We start from the raw sequence: 14,551 nt of genomic DNA on the forward strand, positions 1-14,551 counted from the left end.
AAAGAAACTCCTCCTAATCGAAAGAGTCTCCTTTGTATGCACTTAACATTAAATAGTTCATAAATTGAGTTGCTCTTAAAGATAAAATATCATTTACAAGCTGATGAAGCTGGGGTTGTCCACTTTTCACATAGCGAGAACTAACACATGCCCACACTTCCTTTGCCTTAACATGTTCATATCCAAGAAGATGTAGTTCTTCCGCTTTGCTTGTGCAAAGCTCCTCCATCGAATCATTCCACTCTATATTAGACAATTGCTGCACCCCCAAACTTTTTGTCGCTTCTTGATTAACTTCTAAAGTTGACAAAAAGTCACTCCGAAAGCATATGACCAACTTTTCATTAGCATCTCAATATGACTTCTCGTAATTGAAAAGTACTTCGGAAGCATAAGCTGCACCTAAGATCCCCATATCTACAGTGTACTTAGTACAATTCGCTGCCTACTCACTTTTTTCCTGCTTGTATTTATTATTTTCAGACATGTAACGGTATAGGTCAAGCATAGTCTGTAAAGTAGGGTCAATTAAGTGAGGTGTAGCAAATGACGAAGCAGAGCTTTATTAAGGGAGCTATGATACTGCTTATTGCAGGTGTATTAAATCGTATTCTTGGTTTTATTCCTCGCATTACATTACCACGTATTATCGGAGCTGAAGGTGTTGGTATTTACCAATTAAGTTATCCTTTTCTCATCGTGTTGTTAACATTTATAACAGGCGGTATTCCACTTGCGATCGCCAAATGGATTGCCGAAGCACAATCGATAGGTGATGAAAGAAGAGTAAAGCAAATTTTCAGAACGGCAATGATTTTAAGTGTATCGATCGCCTTATTTCTAACAAGTATTATGCTTCTGTTTGCACCAATCTTTATTAAGTATGTTATTCCTGATCCAAGGGTGTATCAATCCTTTCTCATGATGTCACCAATGCTGCTTATTGTAGGTATATCCGCTGTATATCGCGGTTATTTCCAAGGAAAACAAAATATGATTCCAAGTGCGCTATCGCAAACGATTGAAACGCTACTTCGGATTGTATTTTCATTAGTGTTAGCTTATATGTTACTTCCATATGGATTAGCTTGGGGTGCAGCAGGAGCGATGCTAGGAGTTGTGATCGGAGAAATTGGTGGACTTGCTGTCATGTTGCTTAGCCATGCACGAGATAAGAAAAAGCCAGTAGATACTGTTAACCATTTAACGATATTGCCAGAAAACGAACAAGCTGCTCCAGTTATTGCACAAGCGATGAAATCCCAATCTATTCTTGCCAAGCTGCTTGCACTTTCTATTCCAGTGACAGGCAGTAAATTAGTCGGTTCATTGAGTTATTTATTAGAATCTATTTTTACAGCTCGAAGCCTCGCTGCTGCTGGTATTATTACGGGTGTCGCAACTGCACAATATGGTGCGCTACAAGGAATGGTTATGCCTTTAATATTGCTACCTACAGCGTTAACTTATTCACTGGCTGTATCACTTGTTCCATCACTCTCAGAGGCTGCTGCGCAAAAACAATACCATTTAATCCAAAAAAGGCTTCATCAATCGATGCGTATTTCATTAGTCGCTGGCGCACCGTTCACAATCATTATGTTTTTGTTCGCGGCACCAATTTGTGAGCTTTTGTACGCACATGGTGAATATGCTCCGATGCTACAACTCATTGCACCTATAGGCATTTTTATTTATTTACAAGCTCCATTACAAGCTACCCTGCAAGCTTTAGATAAACCTGGCGTTGCGTTAATGAATACTTTTATTGGAGCAACGATCAAAATTGCACTTATCATTCTTTTGGGATCAAATCCTCAGCTTGGCATTCAAGGGGTTTTAATCGCTATCGCCATCAATACAGTACTAGTCACTTTATTACATAGCTACAGCGTGAAGCGTTATGTCGGCTTTACAATGCACGCGATGGATTTTATTAAAGTAGGTGGTGCAATCATCATTACAGGTGCATTTGCCCAATATGTGATGTCTTTACTCGCAAATCAACCGCTAGGTATTAGTTTACCTACCGCTTGTATCGTTGCGATGATTGTCTATATCTTTCTAATGTTTGTAACGAAAATTATTGATAAAGATGATCTCGTCAGAATTCCATACATTGGAAAATGGTTTGCCTCAGATCATTAGTTTATTTTTTGTTATTACCCGCATCGATATAAATGCGCTCTTTATGATCAATCGTGCAGAGCAATACTTCTTTAAAATGATGAGCGCCTTTTTCTTGAATAATATTTTTAAGCCAAAAACGCGTTTTGTTAATTTTATCCAAATTCTCATCCTGTACCTTTCCATCCATAATTAATGGGATAGGTAACATTTCATAACGAAAACCTGGAGGAATTATTCTCTGAGAAGATTGATTAGGCTCTACATTATTCGATTCATTAGTTGATTTTTCATTTTCATCAAAATTTTCTGAGCTAAGAGAACCGCCGACTATTACATCATCATTACTTTTCGGAATAACAGATAACTTTCCACTTGTTTCAAGAATCGCAAAGTCAATTTCCGATATTGATGTTACACCATTTTCTCGTAGCTGCAACATAAGATCATCCAGATTATAGCGTTGCTTTTTCAGTTCATCACGATATATTTCACCATTGGCCACAACAACGGTGGGCTTACCATCTAGTAGCAGCCTTATTTTACGACTTTTCATGGAAAGAAATGCAGATATGATTTGAATAATAAGAAGGATCACAATCGGTACAATACCATGCATTAAATTATCGTCAACTTGTTCAATCTCAATGACCGCAATCTCCGCAATCATGACAGAAATAACAAGATCCAATACGGAAAGTTTACCGATTTCACGTTTACCCATTATACGTAATACAAGAAATATGATCACATACATACCGAACGTACGTAATGCTAACGAATACCATTCCATCATCTGTAGTTCCTCCAGTCACTCAACGTTTCATGTATGTACTATTGTGATCGCTTAGTGATTAGATCATGCACCTATGATTCGTATAGATAATGGGAATCACATTTAACAAATATATTGAGATAGAACTTGTACTAAAATTGCCCATTTTCCCATATGGTTAAATGAGCTACATTTTAAGGAGGTATGTGATGAGTACTGGAACAAGAAAATTATTTGCAATGCCACTGCTAGCAGGCATAACATACGCATTACTATGGCTAGCTGCAGGAGCTCTTATCGTTTCACTCTTCTTACACTTTACTGAAATGAAAGAAAGCAGCCTAGCAACAATGGCTTATGTCATTCACGGCGTTGCGGCATTAATTGGAGGATTGAGTTCAGGGAAGCGTGCGCAATCAAGAGGCTGGTACTATGGAAGTACATTAGGTATTCTATATGGAATTATTATTATCATTGTTAGTTTCTTAGCTTCCGATATTGCCTTAAGTCTACATAGTTTTCTGCTATTACTTACTGTCATTGGCACTGGCGCTTTCGGGGGTATGGTTGGCGTAAATTTACGCAAATAAAAAAAGGATGAGCGCATCATAACGATACGCTCACCCTCTTTTATTATGTATCTAGTCTGAAGAAGGTGCAGATTGTGATACAGTGCTAACTGCACTGCGATCAAATGTAAGCTTTGTAGTATCATTGACGCGTAGTACAACAGAATCGTCAGTGATTTCAGCGATCGTTCCATGAAGGCCACCAATCGTTACGACTTTATCGCCTTTTTTCACTTGATTAAGCATCAAATTACGGGCTTTTTGTTTCTTCTGTTGTGGACGAATTAATAAGAAATAGAATACCACAAACATTAGAATAAATGGACCAATAATCGTCCAAATATTACTTCCTCCTGTAGCTGCAGCTGCTAAAAAGATTGACATAGTTTTCACCCCTTTCAAAATCCTCTAGTATTGGCATTATTCAAACCATATTGCTCAAAGAATTGATCTCTAAAATCAAGTAGAGAATCATTCATTATTGCTTCTCTTACATTTTTCATCAAATTAATTAGGAAATGAAGGTTATGATTCGTTGTCAAACGAATACCGAATGTTTCGTCTGCCTTCAACAAATGTCTAATATATGCTCTTGAGTAGTTTTTACAAGTGTAGCAATCACAATTCGGGTCTAACGGACCAAAATCTTCAGCATACTTTGCATTACGTACAACAAGACGACCTTGACTAGTCATTAATGTACCATTGCGGGCAATACGAGTCGGTAATACACAGTCAAACATATCAATTCCGCGAATCGAACCTTCAATTAGAGCATCTGGTGAGCCAACCCCCATAAGATAACGAGGCTTATCAAACGGTAAATGCGGCACAGTATAGTCAAGTACCTCATACATGATTTCCTTGGATTCACCTACACTTAGTCCACCTATAGCATAACCCGGGAAATCCATGGAAGTCAAATCTTTGGCGCTCTGTACACGCAAATCTTCGAACATACCACCTTGAACAATGCCGAACAAAGCTTGATCATGCTTGCGTTCATGAGCAGCTAGACAGCGTTCTGCCCATCTTGATGTACGTTCCGTCGATAGCTTCACATAATCATACGTTGCTGGATACGGTGGGCATTCATCAAATGCCATCATAATATCCGGTCCTAGTGCATTTTGAATTTCCATCGCTTTCTCGGGACTAAGGAATAGTTTCTCACCACTCAGATGTGAACGAAATTCTACACCTTCCTCTGAAATTTTGCGACGTTCACTTAGACTGAACACTTGGAATCCACCACTATCAGTCAGAATTGGACGATCCCAATTCATAAACTTATGAAGTCCGCCTGCTTTTTTCACAATGTCATGCCCTGGTCGCAAAAACAAATGGTATGTGTTGCTCAATATAATTTGCGCATCCATCGTTTTCAATTCTTCTGGACTCATCGTCTTAACCGTTGCTTGTGTACCTACAGGCATAAAGGTAGGTGTTTCGATAATACCGTGTGGCGTATGTATCCGACCTAATCTTGCTCCTGATTGTTTGCACTGCTTAATAAATTCATATCTAATCGCCAAGTTGTTCACGCGTCCTATTCTCTCATTTATCATTCATTTTAATATATAAACATGGCATCTCCGAAGCTGAAGAATCGATATTGCTCCTGCACTGCTTCATGATAAGCATGCATAATATGCTCACGACCTGCTAGCGCACTAACTAGCATAACTAAAGTGGATTTCGGCAGATGAAAATTCGTTAATAATGCGCTCACGAGCTGAAATTGATAGCCCGGAAAAATAAATATAGACGTCCATCCATTACATGCTTCTAGCTTGTCCTCTTTGAAACGTTGCCCTATCGTCTCTAGCGTTCGTGCTGAAGTTGTACCTACCGCTACTATTCTACGGTTTTCATCTCTTGCACGTTGCACAATTTGTGCAGTTTCTTCACTTAATTCATAATATTCCGCATGCATCTCATGCTCTTCAATCGTATCGCTAGACATCGGTCTAAATGTTCCAAGTCCGACATGCAACGTGATGTAAGCTAATTGTACACCTTTGGCTTGAATTTGTTCAAGAAACTCCTTCGTAAAGTGTAGACCTGCTGTCGGAGCTGCCGCCGATCCATCATGCTTAGAATAGACAGTCTGATAACGTTCCTTCTCGTCTAACTTTTCTTTAATGTAAGGTGGTAAAGGCATTTCACCTAATTGATCAAGCAGTTCGTTGAATATCCCATTATAGTTGAACTTTACTGTTCGTCCACCCATATCAGCTTCTTCTTCAACTGTAGCTGTTAAGATCGGTTCGCCCTGCTCATTCTCACCAAAGCAAAGTACGGTGCCTACCTTAATACGTTTGGCAGGCTTAGCAAGTACTTCCCATTTATCACCTTCAAGCTGTTTCAATAATAACAATTCAACTTTAGCACCAGTGTCTAGCTTTTTACCAAGTAATCTTGCTGGTAGAACTCTTGTATCATTAAGGACAAGCACATCACCAGCTTGTAATTTGTCTGCCAAATCCGTAAAGACACCATGCTCCACTTGACCGCTATCTTTCCTTAGCATTAGAAGGCGAGATGACGTACGCTCTAATAAAGGCGTTTGTGCAATAAGCGCTTCTGGTAAATGAAAATCAAATAAGTCTACATTCATCGTCTATTCATCCTTAGTAACAGTTGTACCTGTATAATAGTATTTCAATATATATCGATAGTCATACCCTTGTTCAGCAAGACTATATGCACCATATTGAGACATCCCAACACCATGCCCATTGCCTGTTCCATCATATTGATAGCCTGCCTCATAAGTAGCAGCTCGTACATTACCACTACCATCAAGTACATACATATACTCTCCACTTACCGTTGCAGTATTTCCATTAGCGCCAATAACTTGCAATGTTTTCGCACCATCTGTTTTCGTGCGACCGTTTTGATTAGCACCGAGAATAACTATTTTCCCTGTCTCTTCAATGCTGAATAATGTACTTTGCAGCGAACCACCTACTCCTAAAACTGCTCGGAAATCAATTGGTTTAGCTATTGGTAAGGTCTTCCCATTAACCGACACCTCTAATGCTCGACCGGATACCCCTACTTTACTAACAGTAAAAGAAGAAATATTGCCAGATACCGTATTAGGCAACTTCGCATTAATCGCTGTAGCTATTTCAGTGCTACTATATGGTCCTCTACGCCAGTTCATTGAATTGGATTGGATAACCTTCTCAAGTGCAATTAATTGTACCCCACTATTAATTTGAGTGACGGCTGGAATCTCCGCTTGCACAAGTGGATTACGACGAATATTTGTCGCATCTGTATTAGATAATAAAATTGGTTTACCCGCTTCATTGGTCTTACCTGTATCTTCAACCAAGTCATCGCGAATATACCCTACTTTTCCATTCGGTAGTACAACACGATACCAATAATTCAAACCTTTTTCTGCGATCGCATCAGGGCTGGAAACACTTTTCAAGTAAGCAACCTCATTATTCCAAATTTCTTTGGCATCGGCTGTTACTCCGCCTGCATTTGCAGAATATAATGTTTCAATTAATTTACCATTATAAGTAATGACTTCCCCTTTCGTCTCATCAACTGCCTTCGTCGTATTGGCAGATTCAGAGTTAGCACCATAGTATGCTTGACTCGTCGTCGTATCAACGACATGAGCTACAACAAACCCCATACCTGAATATAGCGCATAAGTTCGTGCAGCAACTGCTTGTGATTTCAATGCTTCTAGTGGCCATGACGGATACATTTCGATCGCAACTACGGAATATAAATATTGCTCAAATGGCAATTCATTCACGACATACATAGCGTTGTTCAACGCTCCGATCTCCATAGTACCGCGATAAGATCGCTCACTACGCTCTGTTACTTTAATTAGACCTTCTTTATCCGCTTTTACCGATACCGTCAACTGTGGATTATATAAATATAATTCATTAGACGAAGCTGCAGCATCCGTTGCCGAATGATCAACTCTCAAAAGTAGCATATCTTCGCTACCTTTCAGCTCTTTCAACGAACTACTTACTTTACTAGCAGCTGCCTTTACTAACCCAACCTCAGCAACCGTGCCAACCATTCCAACAACTACGGAATATTCTAGTTTGCCTGTACCGTTTAATTTCATACCAATAGCAGTATTTAAGCCTTGAGCGCCGAATTTCGCTGCTGCAGCTTGTGCATCCGCTTTAGCAGGATAGCTACCACTTTCAAGTGCATACGGACCGTATACCATAGGCGCAGACTTCAACAGAGCAGATAGTGTTGCATTACTTTTCCACTTCGTAGCTGCCGTAGTCGCGTCACTATTACTAGCATACCCACCTTCAAGAACTTGGTACGTTACTTTATCGTTTTTACTTAATGATGTTAGAAATGGCGTACCACCAGCAGTTTTCACAGCCTTAAACACTTGTTGTGCTGCGGTGAAATCCGTTGATTCAAACAAATTAACCTTATAATCATTCATTGCCAATCTCAGCCCAGCATTAGCAGGGAAGCTTAACCATTCTGTAGAATTCGAAGCTGATTTCACCGTTAATTTCATCGCAGCAGCCGAAGATAACGTCGCCACCTTCGTTATGCTTGAGTATTTTTTCGGAATATCAACAAACAACGCTACCCGAATTTGATCAAGTGACGGAACTGCCGCCTTCGTCGGCGCTGAAACTGATAGCGATAGTAACAATGTAATTACGACACTTAATATTAAGCTTTGCTTAGCTATTTTCATCATATTTATCACTTCCTTATCATTCAATAAACGTTCTAAATTATTCCCTTAGCCCTACCCAGCAACGTGAACGTTTCAAGTTCACGAGCGATAAGCCCTTTACAACCTCGCAGCATTACCCAGCAACGTGTACTCCTGAGTACACGAGTGAAGAATGTTTAGCACGAGGCTTAAAATGGAGGTTCAAAATCGTGGGCTGTCAGAATCGAGAAGATGGAGCGCTACTTGAGAAAAGCGGAAGCGCAAGTGTACGTTATTGGTACACGCGAACCGTACTTTCCAAGTTCGCTTCATCTTCGATGTCGACTAACCTACGTTAGCCAATCATCGTTATCACAGTCCACGATTTTGAACTACCTTACCTCTCGGGGATGGGAATGCCTAGATGGTGATACGCCTGATCAGTCGCCACCCTCCCACGAGGAGTACGCTGCAAAAATCCGATCTGCATTAAGTATGGCTCGTAAACATCTTCAATCGTTATCGACTCTTCACCAATCGTAGCGGCAATAGTGTCTAAGCCTACAGGGCGACCAGAGAAATTATTAATCATCGCATGTAACATTTTATGATCAATATGGTCTAAGCCCATCGGGTCTACTTGTAACAATTCAAGCGCCGCATTAGCAATATCATAAGTAATGATGCCATCACCACGAACTTGTGCAAAATCTCGAACACGCTTTAACAATCGATTTGCGATACGAGGTGTTCCTCTAGAACGTAATGCAATTTCGTGGGATGCTTCACCAACAATAGCTACATCAAGAATTTCAGCAGTGCGCGATACGATAAATGCTAGCTCATCTACATTATAATACTCTAGTCTACTTACTACGCCAAAGCGATCTCTTAGCGGGGCAGATAGTTGTCCTGCTCTTGTCGTTGCACCAATCAATGTAAATGGCGGGAGATCTAGTCGAACTGAGCGTGCACTTGGCCCTTTACCAATCATAATATCAAGCGCAAAGTCCTCCATTGCAGGATACAATACTTCTTCTACTGTACGATGCAACCGATGAATTTCATCAATAAATAGCACATCGCCTTCTTGTAAATTAGTAAGCAGCGCAGCAAGATCACCTGGGCGTTCAATAGCAGGCCCAGACGTTATTCGTAAGCTAACACCTAGCTCATTGGCAATAATATTAGAAAGCGTCGTCTTCCCTAAGCCTGGTGGTCCGTACAGTAGAACATGATCCAAAGCTTCCTTACGTAGCTTAGCCGCTTCAATATATATACTTAATGTTTCTTTTGCTTTAGATTGTCCAATATATTCATTCAAATAACGAGGACGCAAGCTAAGCTCCACCGCTTGTTCTTCCATCATTAGATTGGCGGATATGATACGATCATCCATTTCAGCTTGACCCCTTTCCGTCATCCTTTAAATAGCTGTTGTAATGCCTTCTTCATCAGTTGATCAACCTGCTCGTCCGCAGCAACTTCATGCTGTAACACTTGCCAAGCACGATCTAATTCTGTCTCCGTATAACCTAGAGCCTTCAAACCATCCTTCGCTTCTTTCCACGCTCTTCCTTCAGCAATTGCTTCATGTGGAGCGTCTTCATATTGTAAAGTAAAGCTACTAAGCGCTCCACCATGCAGATCGATTCCGATACTATCTAACTTATCCTTTAAGTCAAGCACAATACGTTGCGCTGTTTTTTTACCAACCCCTGGTAATTTCATAAGATAAGTAAGATTATCTTGCTGAATAGCAGCTACCAATTGCTCTGGCTTGCCTGCTGATAGCATACCAAGCGCTACCTTTGGTCCAATGCCTGAAACATCAAGCAATTTACGGAATAACGCCTTTTGCTGCCTCGACTCAAAACCAAACAATAATGTTGCATCTTCACGAGTGTGGTAATGAATATGTACCATTGCTGGTTGCGGCATCGCTTGAAGTGCATATGGATTAGGCGAAAACACACGATAACCAATATCATTTACTTCGATTACTGCATAATCAGCTTCAATAAAAGCAATTTGGCCCTTAAGATAATCGATCATTGATGCTTCACCTCATTAATTTTTTGTGTTAACACTACCGAATGCGCATGACATATGGCCACTGCTAATGCATCTGCTACATCATCAGGCTTAGGAATAGCGCTAAGCTTTAAAAACATTTTCACCATCTCTTGCACCTGTCTCTTCTCAGCTTTACCATAGCCAACAACAGCCTGTTTAATTTGCAGTGGAGTATATTCTCCAATAGATAAGCCGCGCTGTGCAGCTGCTAATGTAATAACACCTCTAGCTTCACTTACCGCAAAAGCATTTGTAACATTTCGATTGAAAAATAGTTTCTCTATCGCAACAGTATCAGGCTTATATTTATCCATTAATGCGCCTGCTGACTCATATACTTGTAACAATCGCTCCGCTTGGGGCGTATGGGCTTCCGTCTGGATTGCACCATATTGCACAGGAGTTAATTTATGACCTTCTTTATCAATAAATCCAAAACCGACGATTGCAATCCCTGGATCAATTCCTAGCACTCGCATTCCATCACCTCTAATAATCTGCTAGACAATCGCATATCCAGTAAATAATAATACTATCATTTCTTATGAAAGCTTGTCTAACGTACATTATAGCAAATGTTAGTTGCTATGAGAACAAATGTTTCAGTTTTCAATAGTATAGTCTACAAAAAAAAGACTTATCGGCATTTAATCCGATAAATCTTTTAACTATTGCTCTATCGCTTCTGACATCACATTCTCATGTTGCGAAAAACGTTCCATACTATATTCACTATACGTAGATAGCACGCTGTCATATTCATCAATATCTCTAATTCGAATACCTGTCATTAAATGTTCGAGCTCTTGATCAGGTAAACTACTTTCTAAGTAAGGGACATTCAATTGAAAAAATGTTTTCATTATTTTTTCTTCAGATGGCAGCCCGTCAAACAATGAAAATTCGCCTTCACTATTCATTCCAAAGAAAGCATTTTTCTTACAATAAGGAGATAAATCATCTATTTTTTCTACGAAACGAATTAAGGTATAAGATTGATCGACCGTTAGCTCCCAATTAGGATTTTGCTCAGCCATGATGACAACCTGTTCATAATTCAGTTGATCCAATTGCTCTATTTCCTCTCCACATACATAGACACGGTGTAATATGGTCTGGATTTTCTTATCGCCATTAAGCCATGTAGATAGATCATCAATTGCATAATTAACAATATAGCTTTGTTGCAGTTGAGCATTAACCGTTCCAACACTCATTGCAATGAAGCAGAGAAGTACTATACTACTTAATAAAGTTTTCATATGCAATGCTAGGAACAATTTTCTACGTATGCTACCATTCTGCTTAAGCTTTCGCTTTATCCGTTTCCACATCGAAGTATATCTCATGCTGTCTCCTCCAAAAACTTTTTGTAGCTTCTTGATGGACTTCTACGATACAAAAAGTACATCGAAAGCACAAGCTTAATCATATTGTATAGTGTTGTCATAAAATATTATTTTAGTCTTGCTTTTTCTAACTTCCCCCATAACACAAAAAAAACTTAGAACAACGATATATCATCGTTCTAAGTCTTTTCGGTTTGGCTGTCAGCACCAAGAAGATGCACTCCAGCGGAAGCGAGTAGCGCAGTGTACGTTTTGGGCACACGAGCACACGCAGGCTTTCGATGGAGGGCATATTCGACGCCGACTACGCTACTCCGAGGTACATCGTGATCACAGTCGGATGTTTTGAGCTACTTCTCCTAAACGTTGAGCCAAGGCTTGTTGCCTTGGGGTTTCTTCCGCGACTCCCTCGTCGCTTGAATAGTTACTTTTTTGCCTGTTTTTTTCACCTTTGTTGCTGGACCAAACTTACTAACCTTGTTCGCAGCTTCCTGAACGTATGGTTGGGGCGTTCCACCACAGCCACAGTCCGTATTCCATTGATTTTGGTACCCTTTGTTCTGGTAACCTTGGTTCTGGTAGCCTTGGTTCTGGTAGCCTTGGTTCTGGTAACCTTGATTCTGGTAGTCTTGGTTCTGGTAGCTTTGTGTGTTCGCTGCATAATGCGTTGGCGGGTACATAGCTGATTGAGCTGTTATTGTTGCCCCGTTCGGATTCATATTATTACCGTAATTCATCGGTTGAACATACCCCCAGTTCCCTTGAGTTGAGGGCGCCTGACAGCCACATGGATTGTAATACTGCATTGGTGCATACGATGGATATGGTGATACTGGCACTTTATAACTCGGATTCATCATTGACTTGAATTTCCCCATATTAGGTTGGATCACGGAGTTAGGCGTTTGGTACTGATGCAACATTTCTGCATTAGGGAAATACGGATGCTGTTCCAAGTCAGCAGGCAAAGGCTTATATCCAGAGTAGACTTTATTAGCGACTGGTGCCATTTTGGAGTTTGCTACCGGCATCATTTTTGTTGCCATGGGCTCTAGTTTCGAATTAGCTACTGGCATCATTTTTGTTGCCATAGGCTCTAGCTTCGAATTAGCTACTGGCATCATTTTTGTTGCCATGGGCTCTAGCTTCGAATTAGCTATTGGCATCATTTTTGTTGCCATTGGTGCCATTTTGGCGTTTGCGACCGGCATTACTTTTGCTGCGACCGATTCTACTTTCGCATTCGCATTAGCGACCGGCATTACTTTTGCTGCCATTGATTGTACATTCGCATTTGCATTGGATAATGGCATAACTTTCGTTGCCATTGATTCTACATTCGCATTTGCATTTGCATTAGCTAATGGCGCGACTTTCGTTGCCATCGATTGTACATTCGCATTTGCATTAGATGGCATAACTTTCGTTGCCATTAATTCTACATTCGCATTTGCATTGGATAATGGCATGACTTTCGTTGCCATTGATTCTACTTTTGCATTTGCATTGGATAATGGCATAACTTTCGTTGCCATTGATTCTACATTCGCATTTGCATTGGATAATGGCATAACTTTCGTTGCCATTGATTCTACTTTCGCATTAGCGATTGGCATTACTTTTGTTACGACCGATTGTACCTTCGCATTTGCATTAGCGATTGGCATTACTTTTGTTACTACAGCCTCTGCTTTCGCTGCCGTGATTGGTTCTGTTTTCACCTTAATTGGGGCGACTGTTTGTGCAGTAACCGCCGGCTTAACTTGCATCGGTGCAACAGTTTTCGGCCCGGTTTGTGCAGCTATTACTTGCTGCTTAGGTACAGCAGTAGTTTTCGTTACATTTATAGTTGGAGCAACATTAATAGTTGGCGATATTTGAATCGGAGTTGGCTGCTTCGCCGGCGCTGCTTGTGTAGGCATCATTTGATTATTAGCTTTTTTCGGGGGCATCATTTGATTGTTGGCTTTCTTTGGATTAATCATGTGTTGATTTGCTGCATTCTGATTAGCTGACATATTTGTTGCTTGCTGAGCATGAAATTGACCAGATAAGTCTACGGAATAGGATTTTGGGATATTAATAATCTCTCCGACCTGCAACACATTCGGGTTAGCAAGCTGCTTGTTAGCTGCAACAAGTTCATTCAGTGGAATATTCCAAGCATTAGCAAGCTTCCACATAGTATCGCCTGACTGTACAATATATTTCTGTTGTGTAGTAATGTCAACATTTGGAATGCCTGATGGAGGCATTGCTCCTTTGGGAATTAGTACCTTCATACCGACAGTTAATTGATTCGGATTCGTAATATTAGGATTCAGTGCAATAATGTCATTAAGTGCTACACCGTATTTTTTTGAAATATGATATAACGTATCACCAGACACTACTTTATGCATTTGAAACCCAGGCAATAATTGTTGTAATATTGATGGAATAGTAGGCAAGGATACTGAAACATCAGGAGTAGTAAAATGAGGTGGCGTCGATGCTGCTTGAGCAGTTACTTGCTGTTGAGTTGCTTGGTGCATTCCATCGTGAGCGGCAGTTGTGGCTGTTTTTGGTATGTTAATGACATCACCAGTTTTCAGCACATTTGGATTATGAATATGCTTATTAACTGCAATAAGGCCAGCTAATGAAACTCCCCATTCTTGAGATAATTTCCACATCGTATCCCCTGGTGTTACAACATGTTGATGTATAATTCCCATATGCATCCCTCCGCTTCCCCCACTTCCCACCGACGTTGAAATAGATGGGATTCTAAGCTTGGATCCAATTTCAAGATTATAAGGATCCTTAATGTTTGAATTATGATTCAATAACTCTTCAACAGTGACATGATATTTTTGAGCAAGATGAAATAGCGTATCACCTTGCTTAATGATGTGTATCTTCACTACATATTCCTCCTATACACAATGATAATCTTAATACGGGGCATTATTCCGTATGCAGTCTA

General features: G+C 40.2%; 14 protein-coding genes. 3 read left to right on the forward strand and 11 right to left on the reverse strand.

Features of this window, described 5'->3' with window-relative positions; genetic code table 11:
- Positions 1–13: 13 nt before the first annotated feature.
- Positions 14–271, reverse strand: a complete 258-nt coding sequence (locus AC1TPB_RS08760) for a post-transcriptional regulator (protein WP_482076359.1) — start codon at positions 269–271, stop codon at positions 14–16.
- A gap of 275 nt (positions 272–546) precedes the next feature.
- On the opposite strand from AC1TPB_RS08760, the gene spoVB reads away from it, so the two are divergent.
- A complete protein-coding gene (gene spoVB, locus AC1TPB_RS08765; RefSeq protein ID WP_482076129.1) occupies positions 547–2,148 on the forward strand; it encodes a stage V sporulation protein B in 1,602 nt (533 codons plus the stop codon).
- Between the two features lies 1 nt (position 2,149).
- Here spoVB and AC1TPB_RS08770 read toward each other — a convergent pair whose 3' ends face one another.
- Positions 2,150–2,920, reverse strand: coding sequence for a DUF421 domain-containing protein (locus AC1TPB_RS08770; RefSeq protein ID WP_482076360.1), 771 nt, complete (start codon positions 2,918–2,920; stop codon positions 2,150–2,152).
- A gap of 191 nt (positions 2,921–3,111) precedes the next feature.
- On the opposite strand from AC1TPB_RS08770, the gene AC1TPB_RS08775 reads away from it, so the two are divergent.
- Entirely contained in the window at positions 3,112–3,492 is a 381-nt protein-coding gene (locus tag AC1TPB_RS08775) for a TIGR04086 family membrane protein (protein ID WP_482076130.1), read from the forward strand.
- A gap of 51 nt (positions 3,493–3,543) precedes the next feature.
- On the opposite strand, the gene yajC is transcribed toward AC1TPB_RS08775, so the two are convergent.
- Genes yajC through AC1TPB_RS08795 form a run of 4 tightly spaced genes read right to left on the reverse strand, consistent with a single transcriptional unit; the run spans position 3,544 to position 8,200 of the window.
- Positions 3,544–3,855 carry a preprotein translocase subunit YajC gene (gene yajC / locus AC1TPB_RS08780; RefSeq protein ID WP_482076131.1) on the reverse strand — a complete coding sequence of 104 codons (312 nt, stop codon included), beginning with the start codon at positions 3,853–3,855 and terminating at the stop codon, positions 3,544–3,546.
- A gap of 14 nt (positions 3,856–3,869) precedes the next feature.
- Positions 3,870–5,006, reverse strand: a complete 1,137-nt coding sequence (gene tgt / locus AC1TPB_RS08785; protein WP_482061469.1) for a tRNA guanosine(34) transglycosylase Tgt — start codon at positions 5,004–5,006, stop codon at positions 3,870–3,872.
- Positions 5,007–5,044: 38 nt separating this feature from the next.
- On the reverse strand, positions 5,045–6,091 hold the full coding sequence (gene queA, locus AC1TPB_RS08790) for a tRNA preQ1(34) S-adenosylmethionine ribosyltransferase-isomerase QueA (RefSeq protein ID WP_482076132.1): 1,047 nt from the start codon (positions 6,089–6,091) through the stop codon (positions 5,045–5,047).
- Positions 6,092–6,094: 3 nt separating this feature from the next.
- Positions 6,095–8,200, reverse strand: a complete 2,106-nt coding sequence (locus AC1TPB_RS08795; protein WP_482076133.1) for a SpoIID/LytB domain-containing protein — start codon at positions 8,198–8,200, stop codon at positions 6,095–6,097.
- 188 nt (positions 8,201–8,388) lie between these two features.
- Here AC1TPB_RS08795 and AC1TPB_RS08800 point away from each other — a divergent pair, with 188 nt between their 5' ends.
- A complete protein-coding gene (locus AC1TPB_RS08800) occupies positions 8,389–8,517 on the forward strand; it encodes a hypothetical protein (RefSeq protein WP_482076134.1) in 129 nt (42 codons plus the stop codon).
- Between the two features lie 38 nt (positions 8,518–8,555).
- Here AC1TPB_RS08800 and ruvB read toward each other — a convergent pair whose 3' ends face one another.
- The 5 genes from ruvB to AC1TPB_RS08825 all read right to left on the reverse strand — a co-directional run bounded on the left by ruvB (position 8,556) and on the right by AC1TPB_RS08825 (position 14,489).
- A complete protein-coding gene (gene ruvB / locus AC1TPB_RS08805) occupies positions 8,556–9,557 on the reverse strand; it encodes a Holliday junction branch migration DNA helicase RuvB (RefSeq protein ID WP_482061472.1) in 1,002 nt (333 codons plus the stop codon).
- Positions 9,558–9,577: 20 nt separating this feature from the next.
- A complete protein-coding gene (gene ruvA, locus AC1TPB_RS08810; protein WP_482076135.1) occupies positions 9,578–10,213 on the reverse strand; it encodes a Holliday junction branch migration protein RuvA in 636 nt (211 codons plus the stop codon).
- Positions 10,210–10,713, reverse strand: coding sequence for a crossover junction endodeoxyribonuclease RuvC (gene ruvC / locus AC1TPB_RS08815; RefSeq protein ID WP_482076136.1), 504 nt, complete (start codon positions 10,711–10,713; stop codon positions 10,210–10,212). Before ruvC ends, ruvA begins: the two co-directional genes overlap by 4 nt.
- Before the next feature lie 189 nt (positions 10,714–10,902).
- Positions 10,903–11,583, reverse strand: a complete 681-nt coding sequence (locus AC1TPB_RS08820) for a BofC C-terminal domain-containing protein (protein ID WP_482076137.1) — start codon at positions 11,581–11,583, stop codon at positions 10,903–10,905.
- 359 nt (positions 11,584–11,942) lie between these two features.
- Positions 11,943–14,489 (reverse strand): LysM peptidoglycan-binding domain-containing protein, encoded by a 2,547-nt coding sequence (locus AC1TPB_RS08825; protein ID WP_482076138.1) that lies wholly within the window; start codon positions 14,487–14,489, stop codon positions 11,943–11,945.
- Positions 14,490–14,551: the final 62 nt, after the last annotated feature.

It is taken from the genome of Paenibacillus sp. Y951 (genome assembly GCF_056786395.1).